The organism is Pseudomonas tremae (genome assembly GCF_001401155.1).
Lineage (GTDB): Bacteria > Pseudomonadota > Gammaproteobacteria > Pseudomonadales > Pseudomonadaceae > Aquipseudomonas > Aquipseudomonas tremae.
This window is the reverse complement of record NZ_LJRO01000160.1, coordinates 15,232-37,145: the sequence shown is the minus strand read 5'-3', so window position 1 is coordinate 37,145 and position 21,914 is coordinate 15,232. Positions and strand designations below refer to the sequence as shown.

Below are 21,914 nucleotides of genomic sequence, written 5' to 3'. Positions count from 1 at the left end.
ACACGGCAGCCCTTGTTTCTGCGTGTAACGGGACCTATGTCATTGTATTAACCCGTCCTGTTACCTGCTGCCGTCTCACAACGAGAGGATATGGTTCATGACTCTGCGCTCGGAAATTCTTGTGAACAAAAACGTATTGCCTACCGCCGAACAAGCTCTCCCAGGTCGTGAAACACCGATGGCGCTTCCGGAAGATCACTTCGTCAACGGTAACCCGCTGCTGGGGCCATTCTCGAGCAACGTAGAATTCGCTATTTTCGGCATGGGCTGCTTCTGGGGTGCAGAACGTCGCCTGTGGCAACAGGAAGGTGTTGTCAGCACCGTTGTCGGTTACGCGGGTGGGTTCACGCCTAACCCGACCTACGAAGAAGTCTGCTCAGGCCTGACCGGGCACACCGAAGTGGTACTAGTCGTTTACGAGCCTGAGAAGATCAGCTACGAATCGTTGCTCAAGGTGTTCTGGGAAGCCCATAACCCGACTCAGGGCATGCGTCAGGGCAATGACATCGGCACGCAGTACCGTTCGGTCATCTATTGCACGCGGCCTGAACAGCTCGCCGCAGCCAAAGCCAGCGCCGAAGCGTTTCAGGCGGAACTGAGCAAGGCAGGTCTGGGCGGGATCACCACTGAAATCGAAGAAGCGCCGACAGTGTACTTCGCCGAGGCGTATCACCAGCAGTACCTGGCCAAGAACACGCAAGGCTATTGCGGCCTGGGCGGCACAGGGGTTTGTCTGCCTGCCTGAGGGACCGACGGGGGCTCAAACCTCCGTCATCCTGCGTCCTGCCTGACGCCTGCAGTGGGGCTTGTTACGCAAAGCGTCACGAAAGGCATCCCCGCGCTGGAGCGTGAGGAACGATAGGCCCCGGGCTACTTCTGAGGCTATCCCTACACGATGAGCTTCCAAACCGACCTCTATCGTGCCCGTGCTCCGCGTGGGTATGCAGGCCTGGAAGCTTTGCGTCCGCCCTTGACCGCGCAATCCTGCGCGAACTTACGCTCGCTTACTCGGCGATCAACCAGTCCATCTTCCAGCCGCCCTGAGTCTGGCCCAGTTTGTCGGCCAGGTAAGGCATCAGTTCGCGCAGCTCTTCTTCAAGGCCCCACGGCGGGTTGGCGATAGCCAGACCTGAACCGTTGAGACTCGCCGGGGTGTCCAGCGGATGGACATACAGCTCGACGCGCAGCAATTTGGGCGCGCCGGTTTCTGCCAGGTCCTGATAGAAACGTCGCAGCAGGCGCGGGTCTTTGATCGGGTACCAGATGGCGGCGACCGTCTGGCGCATGCGCCCGATGGTTTCCTTAAGCGCCACTGCGCAACGTTTCATTTCATCCAGTTGCTCGAACGGCGGGTCGATCAGCATCACGGCACGCTTTTCAGCGACGGGCAGCAGTGCGCGTGGCACGTGCCAGCCCTCTCCCAGATGCACCGCGACGCGGCGGTCGCCCTTCATGTTTTCCTTGAGCAGGCGCCCGTCTTCAGGGTGTTTTTCATTGAGCAACACCCGCTCGCGCTCGCGAGTCAGGCGGCGGGCCAGCTCCGGCGAGCCGGGGTAGTATCGCAACTCGCCATCAGGGTTCATGTCATGCAGCACTTGCAGGTAATCAGCCGTCAGCGCTGGCAAGTCCGGGGTATCCCACAGACGACCAATGCCTTCGAGCCACTCGCCGGTGCGAGAGGCCTGATCACCTTTTAGGTCGTACAGCCCGAGCCCGGCATGGGTGTCGAGATAGGCGAACGGCTGCTCCTTGCGCGCCATGAGGGCGATCAGGCGAGTCAGAGTAAGGTGTTTGAACACGTCGGCGTGGTTGCCGGCGTGGTAGGCGTGACGGTAATTCATGGCAGCTCCTGGCAGGCCGCGCAGTTTAGCAAACCTGAGCCGCGAACAAGAATTTGTAACGAATTTGCGGGACTCGTCTGTATCACTTGAAGGAAATTTCCGAGAAACTCCCAGCCCCTTGTGCCTGCCCATTTCGATCACTACTCTGCGCCCGTCGCTGCATATCAGCGATGAGGATTAGTAGCCCTCGGTGTGATTAGGCGCAATGCGCCACCTTGTGCAAGGCGCTTGTTTACGGGCTGCATCTTTATGGTGGCCGTGCGTGGGGCGTCTCCGGATGCACCGGTTCCTAATCACCGGGCTACTACCTGCGTGCGGCCGCCACCTTCGATTAGTAGCCGAAGTGACGACCTACTGATTATTGATTAGGAGTCTCACATGCTAAAAATCGTCCCCGACCCGCCCTTCTTCAGCGCCCGCCCAAAGGTCAGCCACGAAGATGCCCTTCTATATGCCAGTGACCTGCTGCGCTGCGCCGCAACCAGCGCCTACAAATTCAGCGACAGCATGAGCGGCGCACAGCGAGACATGACGCTCACGATCATGCACCTGGTGGACATGGCAAAGGTCATGGTCGACAACACGATAGAAAACCTGCAAACCGAATGACCACAATCTGAACTGAAAACGACGCACCTGTAGTCAATCCTGCCATCCGCACCCTGCAAGGGTTGCTCGCAGCCAGCTGTCCTACCAGAATCGGAAACAGCCCGATCAAAGGAACAGACGCCATGATGCACGCGGACTTGATAGACCAGGAAGACCTGCTCGGCCAGCTGAGAGCATTAGGATTCGAAACGCCCAGCGGCGCCACGGCCGAACAAGCCTGCGCACACGCCGTATGCGGCCTCAACGCAGAACGCGCGAAGGCCCTTCGACGTCTGATAGAGCAACTCCTGACCGGCAGCGCAACCCTCCTCCCCGCCGTCCGCCAGGCCATCGACCAGCAGTTGCTGCCTGCGCTGGCGGCTTATAAGCAGAGCCACAGTGGATCATGAGCTCGTTGATTACGAGCTGATCAATAAGATCGTGATCTTGATTCAGCATGAGTCGGGGCTTGTTGAGAAGGCACTCGAGCGTTTCAGTCTGATTACCGATGATTCGTGTCAACGGCTGAGATAAAAAGCCATTGCCCCTGTTAGCGTCGCGGCGAAAACTTGTGACGCTTTGCGTCACATAGTTTCAGGCGTGCTCAATACTCAATCCGCACATCACCCTTCGGCACGCTGCAGCAGGACAGGATGTAGCCCTCTGCAACATCTTCATCGGTAATGCCGCCGTTGTGTTCCATCTCCACTTCGCCACTTGTTTTCATGACCTTGCACGTTCCGCAGATGCCCATGCCGCAGGCCTTGGGGATCATCAGGCCGAGTTTGGCTGCGGCTGCGTGTACGGTTTCTCCCGGTCCAACGCGGATGCTTTTACCGGTCTCGGTGAACTCGACCTGGTGCAGGTCAGCCGCGTCGATATCGGGCGCGTCGGCGGCGATTTCTGCCTGTTCGACGGCATCGGCACGGGCTTCGGCGGGTGTCGCGCCGAAGGATTCTTCATGGTATTGCGCCATGTTGAAGCCATTTTCCAGCAACAGGCGCTTGACCGCTGTCATGTAGGGCGTCGGCCCGCAGCAGAACACTTCGCGCTCCATGAAGTCCGGCGCCATCAGTTCAAGCATTTTCTGATTCAGGTAACCGCGATAGCCCGCCCACGGATCGCCCAGCCCGTGCTTTTCGCAGACCAGATGCAGGCTGAAGTTGTCGATCCGCGACGCCATGTGCTCCAGCTCGCGATGGTAGATGATGTCCTTGGGCGAGCGGGCGCTGTGCACGAACACCATGTCGACGTTGGCGTTGGTGTCATAGAACCAGCGTGCCATCGACATGACCGGCGTAATGCCCACACCGCCACTGAGGTAGAGGATTTTCGGGTTCGGGAAATCGATGGCATTGAACAACCCGACCGGGCCATGCACTGCCAGCTCCTGCCCTTCGCTCAACGTGTCGTGCAGGTAATTGGAAACCCTGCCACCAGGCACGCGCTTGACGGTAATCGAAAAGCTGTAGGGCACCGAGGGAGAACTTGAGATGGTGTACGAGCGCATGATCGGCAGACCGTCGATCTCCAGCTCCAGGGTCACGAATTGCCCAGGCTTGAAAAAGAACATGATCGGCTGATCGGCCATGAAGCAGAAAGTGCGAACGTCCCAGGTTTCCTGGATGACTTTGACGACTCGTACCAGGTGGCGCCCGTTGGCCCATGTCTGGGTGGTAACCGGGCTCAGGAAACTTTGGGACATACGTGATCTCCACGGCCGACTGTCGGCCTCTCATAGTGCGGATTCTGCGTAACGCGCGAGACGACCATTTACCTATCAACGACATTCACGTACTTACCGCGACCAGCCCCGGTGTACAAGGGCTGTCGCGTCGGGAACGGATGCGGCCATGTCGCCCATGGATATGGTTCGCCAAGCGCCCCGCTCCACACTCGCCAACAGGGATTATCGGCATGAACGACTGATTTATTGTCTTGCGTGCAACGCGCCCACAACCGTATCAGCCACATTCGCAGGCCGCCCATGACGCGGTCATGAGGGATTTAACGATGGACGTCACCGCAACCTTGAGCCTGGGCGATCCGCTGGAACCTGCACGCAAGGCCACTGCCGAGATGCTGCAGAATCGCGAGCGCACTTACTCGCTGCCGCAGCCTTTCTACAGTGATGAAAGGCTGTTTGAAATCGATATGCAGGAAATCTTTCATAAAGAGTGGCTGATCGCAGGGATGACCTGCGAAATCCCGACCAAGGGCAACTACCTGACATTGCAGATCGGCAAGAACCCGATCCTCGTGGTGCGCGGCCCGGACGGCGCGGTCAACGCGTTTCATAACGTGTGTCGCCATCGCGGCTCGCGCCTGTGTACCGCCGAAAAAGGCAAGGTCGCCAAGCTGGTTTGCCACTACCATCAATGGACCTACGAGCTGGACGGACGCCTGCTTTATGCTGGCACCGAAATGGGCGACGACTTCGACATGAAGCAGTTCGGCCTCAAGCCCGTCCATGTGAAGACCGCAGGCGGTTACATTTTCATCAGTCTGGCGGAGAATCCGCCGGCCATTGACGAGTTCCTGTCGACCCTGCGCCACTACATGGAACCCTACGACATGGAAAACACCAAGGTGGCGGTGCAGACCACCTTGATGGAAAAAGCCAACTGGAAGCTGGTTCTGGAGAACAACCGCGAGTGCTATCACTGCAGCGGCTCTCATCCCGAGCTGCTGAAAACCCTGCTGGAATGGGACGACGTCACAGACCCGCGTGCAGATCAGGCGTTCAAGGACCATGTCGCCGCATCCGCCGCTGCCTGGGATGCAGAGAAGATCCCCTACGCTCACGCCAGCTTCGGGCTGCGCAACCGCATAGTGCGCATGCCGTTGCTCAAGGGCACTGTCTCGATGACTCTGGACGGCAAGGTCGGCTGCAAGAAACTGATGGGCCGCATCCAGAACCCGGAACTGGGCTCGATGCGCATCCTGCACCTGCCGCACTCCTGGAATCACTGCATGGGCGATCACATCATCGTGTTCACCGTGTGGCCCATCAGCGCACAGGAAACCATGGTCAGCACCAAGTGGATTGTCCACAAGGATGCGGTCGAGGGTGTGGATTACGACGTGGAGCGCATGCGCCAGGTCTGGGACGCCACCAATGATCAGGACCGTCGCCTGGCCGAAGAGAACCAGCGTGGCATCAATTCCTCCGCCTACCAGCCAGGCCCTTACTCGAAAACCTACGAGTTCGGCGTGGTCAATTTCGTAGACTGGTACAGCTCGCGCATGCTGGAAAACCTCGGGGCCGAGCCAGCAGCGTATTTGAAAGGTGTGGCGGTAAATCACGAATAGGGCGTTAACCCCGCTGACGCGGCGCTTTAATTCATCGATGCCAGCGCAAACTCACTTCACTCCTGAAGTGGGTTTGCCAACCCCTCAGGCCCCCCTCTCAAGTCGGCAATCCTCGGCACAACTGCCCTTGCGTCGATACCGTCATTTCTGACAGTTACGTGAAAAACCCCTTCGTGGTCCACTCCAGTTGAAGTCAATCCAACGGACGGAGACACGGACCATGCTCAACCCGAAAATCGTCAATCAATATAAAAATACAAAAACCGACGCAGCCTCGGCCATGACGGATATACGAGGAAAAAATATCCTCATGGGTTTCTGGCATAACTGGCCTTCCGAACCCGGTCAGGGGTACAAGCAGGGCCTTTTCAAAGAGATGCAACTGACAGATATCCCCGAGGCTTATAACGTCGTGGCAGTGGCCTTCATGAAGGGTGCCGGCATTCCTACCTTCAAGCCTTATAACCTCAGTGATGACGAGTTTCGCGCCCAAGTGGCAACACTGAATGCGCAAGGCCGTGCGGTACTGATTTCACTGGGTGGAGCGGATGCTCATATCGAGCTGCATGCAGGCCAGGAACAGGCGCTGGTCTATGAAATCATTCGGCTGGTTGAAATCTATGGTTTTGACGGGCTGGATATTGATCTTGAGCAGGCCGCCATTACATTCGCAGATAACCGTACCGTATTACCGGCGGCGCTGCGACTGGTGCGTAAACATTACGAGGCAGAAGGAAAGCACTTCATTATCAGTATGGCGCCGGAGTTTCCATACCTGAGAGCAGCGGGTTCCTACCTCGCCTACATCAACGCCCTGGAAGACCTGTACGACTTTATCGCGCCTCAGTACTACAACCAGGGCGGCGATGGCATATGGGTCGATGAGTTGAACCTATGGGTTACTCAAAACAACGACACTCAAAAGAAAGCATTTCTTTATTACCTGACCGATAGCCTGATCCACGGCACACGGGGTTACGCATCAATTCCGGCAGACAGGCTGGTGATCGGGCTGCCCAGCAATAATGATGGTGCCGCTACTGGTTATGCGGTTGACCCACAGGACGTCAAAGGCGCACTGCAGGAACTGGCAGACGCTGGCAGCCCGATTCGCGGCCTGATGACATGGTCGGTCAACTGGGATGCCGGTAAGGACAAGCACGGCAAGGAATACGATTGGGAGTTCGTGAAACGCTATGGTTATCTCACCAGTGGTGAGACGCCTGTGCCAGGGAAACCGTCAATACCTGCTGACCTTACATTGTCGGGGCAGACAGAGAACTCGGTAACACTGATATGGCGGCTCTCTGAAGGTGCACACCCGGTGCGCATCTATAATTTATTCCGGGACGGCAGACCTGTAGGTACTACAACGGCGCCGCCTTTTATCGATACAGCTGTTTCGCCTGGCGCTATATACGACTATCGGATCAGCGCAACTGACATTGAAGGGAACACGTCGGACTTGTCCCAAGTGCTGAAGGTATACATGTTTCACGAACAACCGCCATCTACACCCGGCAATTTTAGAGAGATCGAAGTTACCTCAAGCAGTGTCACGCTCGCTTGGAAAGCCTCTACCGGACCTCATCTCATCGCCTATTATCGGGTTTTCCGAAATCGTAATCAGGAATTCAGGGTTTACCCGCCAGATACCCATTATACCGACACCGGACTGACGCCCAATACAGCCATTAGTTACAGCATCGGAGCCCGGGATGTAGAGGGCGGTTTATCCAGAGAAAGCGAACCTCTGCACGTCAGTACCACACCTGAGGACGGCAACGGTATTGAAGACTGGAAAGCAGGTATCGCCTACGCGCTGAATCAAGAAGTGAACCATCACAGTTTTACGTATAAGTGCCGTCAGCCCCATACCTCAATCCCACAGTGGGCACCCGATATTCCTGGCTCGGAATCTTTGTGGCTGCTGCTGGGGCCAGCAGGTCTATAGAACGATAGCTTACTCGGCGCCTGCACGCGCCATCACCGCGGAGCGGGCTCCGCTCCGCGGTGACCAAAAGCCCGCCCGAATGAGCAAGCCATTTATCCACAGATGGCGCGGTCGTCAGGTAACAAACACTCAGTCGACAACGAACTTGTAAAATTCTGCACTAATCAAGAATAGCCCAACACCGCTGTGTGTTTTTTGATCAGAGGACCAATACCCGCGTACCTGAAGGGCTGCAGCCAAGCGCCAACAACTTATCCACAGAAGCGCCAACAGACTCTGGGCATAACCTTGATTAAATGGCACCGACCTTGTGGAAAACTTCGCTACCGTTGAATCAGATACGGCATTCACATCTCGTGTATTAATCCGAGCGTGATTGATTATTTTTTATACAAAGCTCTGGAGAGCCCGAATTCAGAGGCTAGCAGACATTCACGAACAACTTATCCACAGAGACGCCAACAGAGATTGTGCACAACAGGCAGGTTCGGCTGGCAGCTGTATGATGTTGTACACAGGCAGCGTCAGTGAAACCAAGGCTTTAATTGATCATTTTTCAAACACTTACCTGCAAGCCCCGCGTTACAAGTGCTTCAGCAATCTGCAAACACTTTACCCACAGGCGCACACACAGGGATTGTGTGTAAGTACGTGCACGAGGATGCTGCAGGGCAAACTTGGCAGTTTTGCCAGTATCTGGACGACAGCTACCCGCCCAGAATTTCTTTCAGGACTTTGCGTCGTATCAAGTTCTGTACTGATCTCAACCACCAGAGGTGGCCAGTTTTATCTCACAACCCCCTCGTCCACCAACAGCTTCAGGATTGCGGCGGCTCCCTCCTCAGGGGTCACGCCTTTCAACACTTGCCCGCCGCCGCCACTGGCCTTGGCGGTGGCAGCCTTCATGCGCTCTGCGCCGCTCTTGGCCTTGATCACTTTCAGACGTTTGGGTCGCGGTTTGGCAGATTGCAAGGATTGGGCTGTGAATAACTCATCGGCGACTGCTGCAACTTCGTCGATATCAAACACACCGCGTTGTGCAGGCCCATAGGCGCTCTGCCGGGGGCTGGGGGCTGAGTTATCCACAGTGGCGACGAATGGCAGGCGTAGTTTCAGGCGACGGCGCTGGCCGCGAGGCAAAGCCTGAAGGACAAATGCGGTGCCGCCCTGCAGCGACTCAATGTCCACCAACCCTGTTACCAGTGGCCATCCAAGATGCTCAGCCAGCAGAAACGGCAACATGCCCGAACCCTCGCCTGTTTCAGCCTGACTGCCGGTCAACACGATCTGTGCAGCAGAGTCACTAATATGAGCGGCCAACGCTGGCATCGCATCCGCACCTTGCGGCTGCTCCAGAACGTGCAGCTCATTCAAGCCCATCCCCAGATAGGCTCGCAAGACAGGCTCCTGGGGATCGCCGGCATGCAACACCTGCAAGTTATCCCCAGCCAGTTGCAAACCAAGCTCCACTGCTCGCGCGTCCTGATCGGCACGGCGTGCACGGCCTGAGGTCGGGTGAGCACCTACGGAAACAAGGCTGATAATGTGCAGGGCAGGCTTATCCACAGATGCTTTTTGTTTATCAAGCCGCATCACGCTTCTCCCCGTTGCGCCAGGCGTCGACCGCTGCGATCAACGCCGTAAGGATCTCTGCGCTCTCACCGATTATCGAAAGATCAGCGCGCTTGATCATGTCGCAGCCCGCATCCAGGTTGATCGCAATCACCTTGTCGCAGGCGCCGATACCTTGCAGGTGCTGAATTGCGCCAGAGATACCCACAGCCATATAAACCCGCGCCGTGACCCAGGTTCCACTGGCACCCACCTGACGCTCGCGCCCCATGAAGCCATCGTCCACCGCCACCCGTGAAGCACCTTCAGTTGCGCCCAGAGCCGCAGCGGCACGATGGAAAAGATCCCAATCCTGGACGCCATTGCCGCCAGACAAAATGAATTCGGCTTCAGCCATGGGGATAACTGCAGGATCGACGGCAACGGCCCCCAGGTCCTCTATGCGCGAAAGACTGCGCGCCACACCTGTGGATAATTCGACAGGCGATGCTTCGTGTCGAGTTTCGCTGACAGGCTCGGCGCATTCGGCCGTGGCCAGAATCAAGCGCGGCACAGCGCGAACCAGATCTTCACGCCCTGCCCCTGCGCGACTTATGCACTGGCCATCCTTGACCTGCCACACCCGCGTCGCAGGGCGCTCGCCGAGGCTGGCTGCGAAGCGCCGTCCGAGTTCGCCTCCACCCGTACGGCTGTCAGGGAATAACCAATGATGGGGGCTGAACTGGTTATCCACAGCACGCAGTCCGTGCAAGCGCTGTTCAGGGGAATAACCGCTGAACTCATTACCCTCAAGCATCAAGACACGGTCCACGCCCGCGGTATCAAACGCAGTCTCTTTATGCTCATCAAACACCACTGCCAGTACCGCGCCTTCGGCACCTGCCAGCTGACGCGCAAGCCCTAGCAGGTCTCGATCATGGCTGCTCAAGCGACCGCCCACCATGTCAGGAACAACGTTGATATAGAACGCTGGCGCAGCGACCACATGCAGCGGCAGCTGGACGTCGGACGCCATCGAGCGCTTGCTCGTGCCGCCCTGCTGCGCGCCACTACGATCGATACGCTTGATGCCATTGGGGCCGATAAAACCCAAACCATGCACGTTCTTGCGCATCAGACCGTTGGGTCCCATCCAGCTGCTTTGTGCAGGCTGCATGGCCGCATGCAGCGGGTGCAGGCGGTTGCGGGCGATCCATTCGGCACGAGGATCGCGGCGGATTATGTCGCTCATCAGTGCACCTCCGCAGGTTCACGTTTCGCGGGAACAGCCGGGCTGGGGATAACTTCTTCGATCAGCGCATCAGCCACCAGCTCGGCGATGTCCTTGATCAACGGTCGAGGTTCGACAACGCCTTCGAGCATGGCCGTGCATTGTGGACAACCTACTGCGACCACTTCAGCCGCAGTTTCGCGGATGTCGTCCATGCGCATGTCGGGAATCCGCTGTTTGCCTGGGATGTCGGTAATAGGCGCGCCGCCACCACCACCGCAGCAGCGAGAACGAAAGCCGGAACGCTGCATCTCTCTGACCTCGATACCCAGCGCACGCAGCACTTCACGCGGCGCCTCGTATTCGCCGTTATAGCGGCCCAGATAACACGGGTCGTGATACGTGACGCTGGCGCCTTTGTGCTGATTCAGATTCAGTACGCCGCTCTGTACCAGTTCGGCCATGAACGTGCTGTGGTGCTGCACCTGGTAGTCGCCGCCAAACGCGCCGTATTCGTTTTTCAGTACATGAAAACTGTGCGGGTCGCAGGTGACGATGCGTTTGAAGCTGTAGCTGGCCAGGGTCTGAATGTTGCGGCGGGCAAGCATCTGAAAAGTCGCCTCATCGCCCAGACGCCGTGCCACATCCCCGCTATCGCGCTCTTCAAGGCCCAGCACGGCGAAATCCACCTTGGCGGCTTTGAGAACTTTGACAAAAGCACGCAGCGTGCGTTGATTGCGCATGTCGAACGCGCCATCGCCAACCCAGAACAACACGTCCACGGTCTTTCTGTCGCTGAGCAGGTTCAGGTTCAGATCCGCCGCCCAGTTCATACGCCCGCCCGGTGCGAAACCGCCGGGGTTATCGGTGGCGATCAGGTTATCCAGTACTTCGGCGCCCTTGTTCGGGGTTGCGCCTTTTTCGAGGGTCAGGTAACGGCGCATGTCGACGATGGCATCAACATGCTCGATCATCATCGGGCACTCTTCGACACATGCGCGGCAGGTCGTGCAGGACCACAGCGTCTCGGCATCCACCAGCCCGTTGACGATAGGCTGATGCGGGTTGCCACCATGTTTACCGAGCGGCTTGCCCTGGCCATCCAGCGATGGGTACGGGCTACCGGCGAATTTTGCGTCGGTGCCGCCGGCAAGGCCGACGACCATGTCTTGAATCAGTTTCTTGGGGTTCAGCGGCTGGCCTGCAGCAAACGCCGGGCACGCTGCTTCACATTTGCCGCACTGCACACAGGCGTCAAAGCCCAACAGCTGATTCCAGGTGAAGTCTTCGGGCTTCTCGACGCCCAGCGGCGCAGTACGATCGTTCAGGTCGAGCGGTTTCAGACCGGTGGAGCGTCCGCCGCCGAAACGCTCAGGGCGGCGATGCCAGGCCAAGTGCAGGGCTCCGGCGAAGGCGTGCTTCATCGGCCCGCCCCAGGTCATGCCGAAAAAAAGTTCGCTCACGCCCCACAACACGCCCAGTCCGAGAATCACGACCAGCACCCAGCCGCCGAAATGCTCGGGAAGAATGCCTGCCACTGGCAGAGTGACCAGAAAGAAGCTTGCAGAGAACGCCATCAAGCTTTTCGGCAGTCGCATCCACGGCCCTTTCGACAGGCGCGCAGGCGGGTTGAGGCGACGACGATAGACAAAAACTGCGCCGACAAACATCACCGCCGTCATCAACAACAGCGCGTAACCGAGCACACGGTTGTGCAGGCCGAAACCATGCACCAAAATAGCCAGCACAATGGATGCGACCGCCCCGCCCGCCGTGGCCACGTGGGTATTGGCGATGTACTTGTCGCGCGCGACTACGTGGTGCAAGTCAACCATGTAGCGCTTGGGCATGGCCAGTAACCCGCCAAGCACGTCGACTTTCGAAGATCGTCCATTGCGCCACATGCCGGCCCTGCGCAAGGCGCCCAGTACCGCGAGGGCCAGGGCGCTGAACAGCAGGATGGGAAGAAGAATGTCTAGCATCTAAAGCTCCAAGGACCAGGCGATCTTGCAGGTCTGCGGCCAGAACCAAAGACAGACGGCTTCAGAAATCCTTGCACAGCCGCAGGCCGTCATAGATCGCCGCATGTGTGTTGCGCTGCGCTACACAGTCGCCGATACGGAACAGCAGGTAACCATCACCCGGCTCGCTCAACGAAGGTTGTGGCTGAATGGCGAACAGCGCGTCGATATCAATCTGGCCCTTGTTGCGCGAGCCTTCCTTGAGCGCGTAATAGATCGCTTCGTCCGGACGCACGCCGTTCTCCACAACCACCTGATCGACAACTCGCTCTTCCTTGGCGCCGGTGTATTCGTTTTCCAGCACGGCAACCAGCTTGTCGCCCTCGCGGTAGACCTTTTCCAGCATCATGTCGCCGGTCATGATCACTTCCTTGGGGTACATGCTGCGGTAGTAGGTCGGGAACGACGTACCGCCGATCGCCACACCCGGCTTGATGTCATCGGTAACAATCTCGACCTGGCAGCCCTTGTCGGCCAGGAAGTCAGCCACCGACATGCCGGTGAACTCGCAGATGGTGTCGTAGACCAGCACGTTCTTGCCTAGCGCGACCTTGCCGTCCAGCACGTCCCAGCTGCTGACTATCAGGCCCTCGGCAGCGCCCCAGTGTTCGTTCTGTTCCAGAAACGGATGGCCGCCCACCGCCAGCACCACGATGTCCGGGCGCAGGTCGAGGATGGTTGCTGCATCGGCCGCAGTACCAAGACGCAGGTCCACTTTCAGGCGCGCCAGCTCCAGCTGAAACCAGCGCGTGATACCGGCGATCTGATCACGTTGCGGTGCCTTGGATGCAGTGGTGATCTGCCCGCCGATGAAGTCCTTCTTCTCGAACAGCGTCACGTCATGGCCGCGCTCGGCGGATACCCGCGCCGCTTCCATCCCGGCCGGACCGGCACCGACTACCACGACCTTGCGCTTCGGCCCGGTGGATTTTTCGATAATGTGCGGCACGCCCATGTATTCGCGGGACGTGGCGGCGTTCTGGATACAGAGCACATCGAGGCCCTGATACTGGCGGTCGATGCAATAGTTGGCGCCCACGCACTGTTTGATCTGGTCGATCTGCCCCATCTTGATCTTGGCGATCAGGTGCGGGTCGGCGATGTGCGCGCGGGTCATGCCGACCATGTCGACATAGCCACCTTCCAGAATCCTCGTCGCCTGATTCGGGTCCTTGATGTTTTGCGCGTGCAGGACAGGGGCCTTGACCACTTCCTTGATCCCGGCCGCCAGATGCAGGAATGGCTCAGGCGGGTAACTCATGTTCGGAATGACGTTGGCCAGTGTGTTGTGGGTGTCGCACCCCGAGCCCACTACACCGATGAAATCGATCATGCCGGTGTCGTCGTAATATTTGGCGATCTGTTTCATGTCTTCATGGCTCAGGCCATCGGGGTGAAACTCGTCGCCGCAGAGGCGCAGCCCGACGCAAAAGTCGGGGCCGACTTCCTTGCGCACTGCCTTGATGACCTCCAGGCCGAAGCGCATGCGGTTCTCGAAACTGCCGCCCCATTCATCGGTACGCTTGTTGACGCGCGGGCTCCAGAACTGGTCGATCATGTGCTGGTGTACGGCTGACAGCTCGACACCGTCGAGCCCGCCGGCCTTGGCGCGGGCCGCAGCGCTGGCGTAGTTGCCGATCACCCGCCAGATTTCTTCTGGCTCGATGGTCTTGCAGGTCGCCCGGTGTACCGGCTCACGGATGCCCGAGGGCGACAGCAGGGTCGGCCAGTGATCACCGTCCCAGCGCGAGCGTCGGCCCATGTGGGTAATCTGGATCATGATCTTGGCGCCGTGCTTGTGCATGGCGTCGGCGAGGTTCTGGAAGTGCGGGATGATCCTGTCGGTCGCCAGATTGACCGACTTCCACCAGCCCTGCGGGCTGTCGATGGCTACGCTGGACGAGCCGCCGCAAATCGCCAGACCAATGCCGCCCTTGGCCTTTTCTTCGTAGTACTTCACGTAGCGGTCTGTGGTCATCCCGCCATCAGTGGCATAGACCTCGGCGTGCGCGGTGCTGAGCACACGGTTGCGGATCGTCAGTTTGCCGATCTGGATCGGCTGGAACATCGCTTCGAAAGCCATAACCCGATCCTCGATTTACAGCGGCTTGACGACAAACAGCCCGTCGTCGTGACCATCTTCGGAGCCGCCGTACACCTGCTCGGCAACGGTACGGATCGAACTGCCACTGGCGGCGAGAATCTGGTCCATCGCACCGGCGAACCAGCCGGTGAACATGTAATCGACCTTGCGCCCGACCTTGCCATAGACGTAAACGAAGCAGGAGTGCTCAAGCTTGACGCTGGCTGTGCCTTTCTCGATATCGATGTCTTCAATACTGAACAGGCCCCAGCCACGCTGTGACAGGCGCTTCATGTAGTGTTCGAACACCGCAACGCCTTGCAGACCGTGGCATTCAGCCTCTTTCTCACACCAGTGCCAAGCGGATTTGTAACCGGCCTTGTAGAGAATATCGGCGTAGGCATCAGCGCCCAGTACTTCCTCGATCCCTATGTGGTTGTTGACGAAAAAGTGACGGGGCACGTAGAGCATCGGCAACGCATCGGAGGTCCAGACGCCTGTTTCGCTGTCGACTTCGATGGGCAGTTGCGGGGCGATTTTAGCCATGGGGGACAAACTCCAGATGATTCGGGTTACACCCACCGCCGTCAGGGCCGCGGGCGTTCAATTCAATAAGGTATGGCTGGCGGGTTACTCGCCCCAGACATCGGCCAGAACGTTGACCCAGTTCTCACCCATGATCTTGCGCACCACGCGCTCGGAATGGCCGCGCTTGAGCAAGGTCTCGGTCAGGTTGGGAAACTCGCCCACGGTACGAATGCCAAGCGGGTTGATGATCTTGCCGAAGCTGGTGAGGCGGCGGGCATAGCCCTTGTCGTGGGTCAGATATTCAAAAAAGTCCTGACCGTGCCCCTGTGTGAAATCGGTGCCGATACCGATGGCGTCTTCGCCCACGATGTTCATCACGTATTCGATGGCTTCGGCATAATCGTCGATGGTCGACTCGATGCCCTTGGCCAGAAACGGCGCGAACATGGTCACGCCGACAAAGCCGCCGTGGTCGGCGATGAACTTCAGCTCGGCATCGGATTTGTTGCGCGGGTGTTCCTTGAGGCCGGAAGGCAGGCAATGGGAGTAGCACACCGGTTTTTTGGATTCGAGAATGACCTCTTCCGAGGTTTTCGAGCCGACGTGAGACAGGTCGCACATCACCCCGACGCGGTTCATTTCGGTGACGATTTCACGCCCGAAACCCGACAGCCCGCCGTCACGCTCGTAGCAACCGGTGCCGACCAGGTTCTGCGTGTTGTAGCACATCTGTACGATACCGACGCCGAGCTGCTTGAAGATCTCGACGTAACCGATCTGGTCCTCGTAGGCATGCGCGTTCTGGAAACCGAAAAGGATGCCGGTCTTGCCCAGTTCCTTGGCCTTGCGAATGTCGGCGGTGGTGTGCACGGGCATCACCAGGTCGCTGTTCTCGCGCATCAGCTTCTGGCTGGTACAGATACTGTTGATGGTGGCCTGAAAGCCTTCCCATACCGACACCGTGCAATTGGCCATGGTCAGGCCGCCCTTGCGCATGTCTTCAAACAGCTCGCGATTCCACTTGGCGATGATCAGCCCGTCAATGACGATGCTGTCGGCGTGCAGTTCGGCTGGGCTCATCAGGCTGTCCCCTTTTTTGGTTCCGGCGCACCGAATCGGCTGTCGGCGCTAATGGGGTCAGCATATGCCGGAGGGTCCTGAGAGCCGGGTGCAAAAACGACAGGGGGTTTGCCGAAAGCGTCAAGATGCGACAAAGGGTGACAGCGTGTCGCCTGTCGGTGTTGCAAACCTGTTCATTGTCTCGCGCTTGAGACAGAATTCAGGGTATCAATGGATCGGAGCGACTCGATGAAAACGTTTTTGCTGACCCTGGCCCTTATGGCAACGGCTGTGACAGGCGTACAGGCTGCTCAGAACCCTGACGCCACGCCTTGCGACGGTGTCGACGATGACAAGCAGACACTGGAATGTTCGGCCTACAGCCGCACGACCGCCGAGCAGTTGCTCAAGGAAAACTTCGACAACCTGCTCAAGCGCGTTCAATCACAGTTCGTCGCCAATAAGACGCAATTCAACGATTTTACGAGCAAACTCAAGACCGCCCAGCAAGCCTGGGAGAAGCTGCGCGACGCCGACTGTGCCGTTGAAGTCTTCCCTTCTGCAGCAGGCAGCAAAGCCTTCAGTATCAGTGAGAACGACTGCATCGCGCGCATGAGCGACGAACGCTCGGAATATCTGGAGTCGATAGCTCAGGAATAACGTCTACGATGAGATAACCTGCGTCTTTTATATGAACGAGCTCATCAGGTTTTCTCATGATTATTTGCGGTGTAGAAATCAAAGGCAGCGAAGCCATTTTCGCGCTTGCCACACGGCAGAACAACGGCCTCGCCCATTTGCCGTTAGCCACGAAAAAAATTGCGCTGGAGGACGATGAGGAGCCCGCCAACGTCAAGGCTTTCGCTGCGCATCTGGCCAGCTTCGTGCGCGAGAACGGCGTCAGCCACATCGCCATCAAAAAGCGCAGCAAGAAAGGCGAATTCGCCGGCGGGCCGACCACGTTCAAGATTGAAACCATCTTTCAATTGATGGCCGATTGCAACGTAGCCCTGATCTCACCGCAAACCATCAACGCGCAGAACAAGAAACACACCTTCGCCCTGCCCGACACGCTGAACAAATACCAGCACGAGGCTTACAAGACGGCGTGTGCAGGACTGATGAAAAGCGTTTAAGCCCAACATCAAGAGCGGACGCAGAGCGTCTTGAACTGCATGCCCACGCGGAGCATGGGCACGATAGGTGTCTTCCACGGGGACGATAGCTGCTTTCCGGGCGCTCATCGTTCCTCACGCCCAGCGTGGGAATACCTTGCGTGACGCTCTGCGTCACATTCGCGCTGACGCAGCCAGTTTTGGCCAGACATAAAAAAACCCGCATTTCTGCGGGTTTCTTCAATGCTTGATCAACTTAGTTGACCTTGGCATCCAGTTCGCCACGGGCGTAGCGTTCGAACATGGCGTCCAGGGAGATCGGTTTGATCTTCGAGGCGTTGCCAGCGGTACCGAAAGCTTCGTAACGCGCGATACATACGTCGCGCATGGCGACTACGGTTTTGGCCAGGTACTTGCGCGGGTCGAACTCGCTCGGGTTTTTAGCCATGAATTCGCGGATGGCACCAGTAGAGGCCAGACGCAGGTCAGTATCGATGTTGACCTTGCGCACGCCGTGCTTGATGCCTTCAACGATTTCTTCGACCGGCACGCCGTAGGTTTCTTTGATGTCGCCGCCGAACTCGTTGATGATCTTCAGCCATTCCTGAGGAACCGACGAAGAACCGTGCATGACCAAGTGAGTGTTCGGGATGCGCTTGTGGATCTCTTTGATGCGCTCGATCGCCAGAATGTCACCGGTAGGCGGCTTGGTGAACTTGTAAGCGCCGTGGCTGGTGCCGATGGCAATGGCCAGGGCATCGACCTGAGTGCGCTTGACGAAGTCAGCCGCTTCTTCCGGGTCAGTCAGCATCTGGCTGTGATCCAGAACGCCTTCCGCGCCGACGCCATCTTCTTCACCGGCCATGCCGGTTTCAAGCGAACCCAGCACGCCTAGCTCACCTTCCACGGAAACACCGCAGGCATGAGCAAAGGACACCACGCGACGAGTGACGTCGACGTTGTAGTCGTAGTCAGCCGGGGACTTGCCGTCTTCGCGCAGCGAACCGTCCATCATCACCGAGCTGAAGCCCAGCTGGATCGAACGCTGGCAGATGTCAGGGCTGGTGCCGTGATCCTGGTGCATGACCACCGGGATGTGCGGAAACTCTTCGATTGCCGCGAGAATCAAGTGACGCAGAAACGGCGCACCGGCGTATTTGCGGGCACCAGCCGAGGCCTGAACGATCACCGGGGAGTCGGTCTTGTCGGCCGCTTCCATAATGGCGCGCATCTGTTCCAGGTTGTTTACGTTGAAAGCTGGAACGCCGTAGCCGAACTCGGCTGCGTGGTCCAACATCTGGCGCATGCTGATAAGTGCCATTGTCTGTCTCTCTCCCGGTAGGGTCGTTATCGTGCAAGCCTGCCGTAGTGGCGGCTGCTATTCAAGTTATAAGCATCGGCCACGAAAGCCATGCGTGTGTGCGTGATTCGATTTATCGAGCCTTGCAGCCGCGACCGATCAGATCGTTGGTAGCGTCCCAGTAAACCAGGCCTTCGCTACCCTTGTTGACGAATGCCAACACGTTGTTGCTGTAAAGCGTGCCGCTGGCGGCACCGGGTTCGGCCTTGAGCCTGAACACCTGCTCGCTCTGGTTCAGACGCACATCGACCTCCTTCTGGGACGAGTCGATGTAACGCCAGTGAACCTCAGCGTTACTGTCGCAGACCCAGCGATTCCACGGGTCATTCTGCTGCGGAGTGCCCATGCTCGAACAACCGCCGAGCACTGCCAAAGCCACGAGGGCAAACAAGCCTTTCATCACGTCTCCTGCCTGCCCCCGTCAAACCGCAATATCAAGGGCAGTTCTGTTCCTGTTTACTATCGTCGGCCGGTTCACCCGTGACGTGTGCTTCGACCCGCTGAGCGTTTTCGGTCGTAGGCACATTCACAGAGGCCGGGCTCAATACTTGACACGTCTTGGCATGCGAACCAGAACCGGTACAGCCAGCCAGTGCAACAACACTCATCAGAGCCAGGGCAGCGATCTTCATGGCGAAACTCCTTCCTCGGAAAAGACATCCACTCAATAAAGACCGCCGAGCCCCCTCAATGGTGCCGAGTGTTTTTCAGGCCCGGACTACAGGCAACCAATGCCGCCTGTCGTCCTGGGCATGAACTCGTACCGATCCCAGACCTCCTGACCGCCACGTTTGTAAATCACCGGCACTGTCTCGGCCTGCCAACCTGCCTGATAGCAGCTCAACTGGAGCGGTTGAGTCGGGGAGTCACCCTCCACTTCCTCAGCCACAGGTTTGCCGGCACAACCGGCCAGCAAACCCGCGACAAGAAACCACGGTAACGCCCTGACCATTGACCACTCCTTGTCCAAGGGCATCATTCAGGCCTTGGCACGTTGTTCGAGCATTTCGACCGCTGGCAGAACCTTGCCTTCCACGAATTCGAGGAACGCACCGCCGCCTGTCGAGATATAGGAAATCTGTTCTGCCACACCATACTTGTCGATGGCCGCCAGTGTGTCACCACCGCCTGCGATGGAGAACGCCTTGCTTTCGGCAATGGCCTTGGCGAGCGTCTTGGTGCCTTCGCCAAACTGGTCGAATTCAAACACGCCGACAGGGCCGTTCCACAGGATAGTCCCGGAAGATTTCAACAGTTCGGCGAAGTGCGCTGCAGTTTGTGGGCCGATGTCGAGAATCATGTCGTCATCGGCGACGTCGGCAATCAGCTTGACGGTTGCAGTCGCGCTTTCGGCGAACTCCTTGGCAACCACCACGTCAGTCGGCAAAGGCACGCTGACCTTGGCAGCGATGGCGCGAGCAGTGTCGAGCAGATCAGGTTCGTACAGCGATTTGCCTACCTTGTGACCGGCTGCGGCCAGAAAGGTATTGGCGATGCCACCGCCGACAATCAGCTGATCGCAGATCGCGCTCAGGCTGTTGAGCACGTCCAGCTTGGTGGAAACCTTTGAGCCAGCCACGATGGCGGCCATTGGCTGTGCCGGAGCGCCCAGCGCCTTGCCCAGCGCTTCGAGCTCTGCCGCCAGCAACGGGCCTGCAGCTGCAACCTTGGCAAATTTGGCCACACCGTGCGTCGAACCCTCTGCGCGGTGAGCGGTGCCAAAGGCGTCCATCACGAACACGTCGCAGAGCGCTGCGTATTTCTGCGCCAGCTCATCGGCGTTCTTTTTCTCGCCCTTGTTGAAGCGAACGTTTTCGAACAGCACGACGTTGCCGGGCTTGACGTCAACGCCGTCCAGATAATCGGCGATCAGCGGAACATCACGACCCAACGCCTTGCTCAGGTAATCGGCAACCGGCTTGAGGCTGTTTTCGGCAGAAAACTCACCCTCGGTCGGACGACCCAGGTGCGAGCAGATCATGACCGCGGCACCTTTCTCCAGCGCCAGCTTGATGGTCGGCAGCGATGCGAGGATGCGTGCGTCACTGCTGACAACGCCGTCTTTGACCGGGACGTTGAGGTCTTCGCGGATCAGTACACGCTTACCCTGCAGATCGAGGTCGGTCATCTTCAACACGGTCATGAGCATTCCTGTTTTTTACTGTTATTGGTCAGCGACGCGCAGAAAGTGATCGGCGACGTCGAGCATTCGGTTTGCAAAACCCCATTCGTTATCGAACCAGGCCAGCACATTGACCAGCCTGGGACCGGAAACGCGGGTCTGACTCGCATCGACGATGGCCGAATGCGGGTCATGATTGAAATCGCAGCTGGCGTGCGGCAGCTCAGTGTAGGCCAGCAATCCCTTGAGCGGGCCGCTAGTGGCGGCCTCACGCAGAAGGCGGTTGATCTCCACGGCATTGGTGTCGCGCGACATCTGCAGCGTAATGTCCAGACACGACACATTGACGGTCGGCACACGAACAGCTTTGGCCTGAATTCGGCCGGCAAGTTCCGGAAGCAGCCGCTCGATTCCTCGCGCCAGACCGGTGGACACCGGAATGATCGACTGGAACGCCGAGCGTGTGCGGCGCAGATCCTCGTGGTGATAAGCATCAATCACCGGCTGATCATTCATCGCCGAATGAATCGTGGTGATGGTGATGTACTCGAGGCCAATCGCCTGATCCAGCAAACGCAGCAGAGGCACACTGCAGTTGGTGGTACACGAGGCCGCAGAAACCAGCAGCTCGCGGCCGGTTAGCCGGTGCTGGTTGATGCCGAACACCACGGTGGCATCGACATCTCGCTCGCTGGCCATCGGCTGGGAAAACAGCACGCGCGGCGCACCGGCGTCCAGAAAACGCTGGCCGTCTTCACGAGTGTTGTAGACACCGGAACATTCGAGCACCAGATCGACCTCGAGACCGGCCCAGTCGACACCTTCCGGCGTAGGGCTGCGCGAGACCTTGATGCGGTGATCATTGATGTGCAGGTATTGCCCTTCGACCCGCACTTCGCCGGGGAACCGGCCATGAGTCGAGTCAAAGCGCGTGAGGTATTCGAGACTGGCCATATCGGCCAGATCGTTGATGGCGACCACTTCAAACCCGGCCTTGGCCCCTCGCTCGCACAACGCGCGTACAACACAACGGCCAATACGGCCGTAACCGTTCAGAGCAACTTTGTAAGGGCGGGGCTGGGGCATGAAATTTTCGCCAGAGGAAGATAACGATGTGGGAGCGGACCGTCGCCCGGTCCGCTCCCACAA

21 protein-coding genes are annotated in these 21,914 nt (G+C 58.2%); 7 read left to right on the top strand and 14 right to left on the bottom strand.

The window, feature by feature from the left end; translation table 11 throughout:
* Positions 1 to 97 precede the first annotated feature (97 nt).
* Positions 98 to 745: a peptide-methionine (S)-S-oxide reductase MsrA gene (gene msrA / locus ALO43_RS11925; protein WP_024670425.1), complete on the top strand. Its 648-nt coding sequence runs from the start codon at positions 98 to 100 to the stop codon at positions 743 to 745.
* Positions 746 to 1,004: 259 nt separating this feature from the next.
* Here msrA and ALO43_RS11920 read toward each other — a convergent pair whose 3' ends face one another.
* Positions 1,005 to 1,841: a 23S rRNA (adenine(2030)-N(6))-methyltransferase RlmJ gene (locus ALO43_RS11920; protein ID WP_005896317.1), complete on the bottom strand. Its 837-nt coding sequence runs from the start codon at positions 1,839 to 1,841 to the stop codon at positions 1,005 to 1,007.
* A gap of 378 nt (positions 1,842 to 2,219) precedes the next feature.
* Here ALO43_RS11920 and ALO43_RS11915 point away from each other — a divergent pair, with 378 nt between their 5' ends.
* Both ALO43_RS11915 and ALO43_RS11910 read left to right on the top strand, forming a co-directional pair.
* Entirely contained in the window at positions 2,220 to 2,450 is a 231-nt protein-coding gene (locus tag ALO43_RS11915; protein WP_054997551.1) for a DUF6124 family protein, read from the top strand.
* Between the two features lie 122 nt (positions 2,451 to 2,572).
* Positions 2,573 to 2,839: a hypothetical protein gene (locus ALO43_RS11910; protein WP_005896312.1), complete on the top strand. Its 267-nt coding sequence runs from the start codon at positions 2,573 to 2,575 to the stop codon at positions 2,837 to 2,839.
* 194 nt (positions 2,840 to 3,033) lie between these two features.
* Here ALO43_RS11910 and gbcB read toward each other — a convergent pair whose 3' ends face one another.
* A complete protein-coding gene (gene gbcB, locus ALO43_RS11905; protein ID WP_005896307.1) occupies positions 3,034 to 4,134 on the bottom strand; it encodes a glycine-betaine demethylase subunit GbcB in 1,101 nt (366 codons plus the stop codon).
* Positions 4,135 to 4,442: 308 nt separating this feature from the next.
* Between gbcB and gbcA the strand changes: the two genes are divergently transcribed.
* The gene (gene gbcA / locus ALO43_RS11900) at positions 4,443 to 5,741 is read left to right on the top strand and encodes a glycine-betaine demethylase subunit GbcA (protein ID WP_005896305.1); all 1,299 of its coding nucleotides are present in this window, start codon (positions 4,443 to 4,445) and stop codon (positions 5,739 to 5,741) included.
* A 220-nt stretch (positions 5,742 to 5,961) separates the two neighbouring features.
* Complete coding sequence (locus ALO43_RS11895; RefSeq protein WP_024690420.1) at positions 5,962 to 7,695, top strand: fibronectin type III domain-containing protein; 1,734 nt, start codon at positions 5,962 to 5,964, stop codon at positions 7,693 to 7,695.
* Positions 7,696 to 8,481: 786 nt separating this feature from the next.
* Here the strand turns inward: ALO43_RS11895 and etfB are convergent.
* The 6 genes from etfB to ALO43_RS11865 form a co-directional block, all read right to left on the bottom strand.
* Positions 8,482 to 9,288 carry an electron transfer flavoprotein subunit beta gene (gene etfB / locus ALO43_RS11890; protein ID WP_005896301.1) on the bottom strand — a complete coding sequence of 269 codons (807 nt, stop codon included), beginning with the start codon at positions 9,286 to 9,288 and terminating at the stop codon, positions 8,482 to 8,484.
* Positions 9,278 to 10,498, bottom strand: a complete 1,221-nt coding sequence (etfA, locus tag ALO43_RS11885) for an electron transfer flavoprotein subunit alpha (protein ID WP_054997550.1) — start codon at positions 10,496 to 10,498, stop codon at positions 9,278 to 9,280. The genes etfB and etfA overlap by 11 nt, the downstream gene beginning before the upstream one ends.
* Positions 10,498 to 12,459 (bottom strand): dimethylglycine demethylation protein DgcB, encoded by a 1,962-nt coding sequence (gene dgcB, locus ALO43_RS11880; protein ID WP_053931807.1) that lies wholly within the window; start codon positions 12,457 to 12,459, stop codon positions 10,498 to 10,500. The genes etfA and dgcB overlap by 1 nt, the downstream gene beginning before the upstream one ends.
* 61 nt (positions 12,460 to 12,520) lie before the next feature.
* On the bottom strand, positions 12,521 to 14,581 hold the full coding sequence (gene dgcA, locus ALO43_RS11875) for a dimethylglycine demethylation protein DgcA (protein ID WP_054997549.1): 2,061 nt from the start codon (positions 14,579 to 14,581) through the stop codon (positions 12,521 to 12,523).
* Positions 14,582 to 14,596: 15 nt separating this feature from the next.
* The gene (locus ALO43_RS11870) at positions 14,597 to 15,127 is read right to left on the bottom strand and encodes a DUF5943 domain-containing protein (protein ID WP_053931806.1); all 531 of its coding nucleotides are present in this window, start codon (positions 15,125 to 15,127) and stop codon (positions 14,597 to 14,599) included.
* Between the two features lie 84 nt (positions 15,128 to 15,211).
* The gene (locus ALO43_RS11865; protein WP_005896291.1) at positions 15,212 to 16,189 is read right to left on the bottom strand and encodes a dipeptidase; all 978 of its coding nucleotides are present in this window, start codon (positions 16,187 to 16,189) and stop codon (positions 15,212 to 15,214) included.
* Between the two features lie 228 nt (positions 16,190 to 16,417).
* On the opposite strand from ALO43_RS11865, the gene ALO43_RS11860 reads away from it, so the two are divergent.
* Both ALO43_RS11860 and ALO43_RS11855 read left to right on the top strand, forming a co-directional pair.
* Complete coding sequence (locus ALO43_RS11860; RefSeq protein WP_005896289.1) at positions 16,418 to 16,828, top strand: lysozyme inhibitor LprI family protein; 411 nt, start codon at positions 16,418 to 16,420, stop codon at positions 16,826 to 16,828.
* 56 nt (positions 16,829 to 16,884) lie between these two features.
* The gene (locus tag ALO43_RS11855; RefSeq protein WP_005896287.1) at positions 16,885 to 17,304 is read left to right on the top strand and encodes a DUF3010 family protein; all 420 of its coding nucleotides are present in this window, start codon (positions 16,885 to 16,887) and stop codon (positions 17,302 to 17,304) included.
* 235 nt (positions 17,305 to 17,539) lie between these two features.
* Here the strand turns inward: ALO43_RS11855 and fba are convergent, their stop codons facing one another.
* From fba to epd, 6 genes are all read right to left on the bottom strand, one after another.
* On the bottom strand, positions 17,540 to 18,604 hold the full coding sequence (gene fba, locus ALO43_RS11850) for a class II fructose-bisphosphate aldolase (protein ID WP_003372623.1): 1,065 nt from the start codon (positions 18,602 to 18,604) through the stop codon (positions 17,540 to 17,542).
* A 112-nt stretch (positions 18,605 to 18,716) separates the two neighbouring features.
* Positions 18,717 to 19,043 (bottom strand): MliC family protein, encoded by a 327-nt coding sequence (locus ALO43_RS11845; protein ID WP_005896284.1) that lies wholly within the window; start codon positions 19,041 to 19,043, stop codon positions 18,717 to 18,719.
* Between the two features lie 34 nt (positions 19,044 to 19,077).
* Complete coding sequence (locus ALO43_RS11840) at positions 19,078 to 19,275, bottom strand: hypothetical protein (protein ID WP_005896282.1); 198 nt, start codon at positions 19,273 to 19,275, stop codon at positions 19,078 to 19,080.
* A gap of 86 nt (positions 19,276 to 19,361) precedes the next feature.
* The gene (locus tag ALO43_RS11835) at positions 19,362 to 19,595 is read right to left on the bottom strand and encodes a putative periplasmic lipoprotein (protein WP_024670433.1); all 234 of its coding nucleotides are present in this window, start codon (positions 19,593 to 19,595) and stop codon (positions 19,362 to 19,364) included.
* 27 nt (positions 19,596 to 19,622) lie between these two features.
* The gene (locus tag ALO43_RS11830; RefSeq protein WP_024670434.1) at positions 19,623 to 20,786 is read right to left on the bottom strand and encodes a phosphoglycerate kinase; all 1,164 of its coding nucleotides are present in this window, start codon (positions 20,784 to 20,786) and stop codon (positions 19,623 to 19,625) included.
* A 21-nt stretch (positions 20,787 to 20,807) separates the two neighbouring features.
* On the bottom strand, positions 20,808 to 21,851 hold the full coding sequence (gene epd / locus ALO43_RS11825) for an erythrose-4-phosphate dehydrogenase (RefSeq protein ID WP_053481016.1): 1,044 nt from the start codon (positions 21,849 to 21,851) through the stop codon (positions 20,808 to 20,810).
* Positions 21,852 to 21,914: the final 63 nt, after the last annotated feature.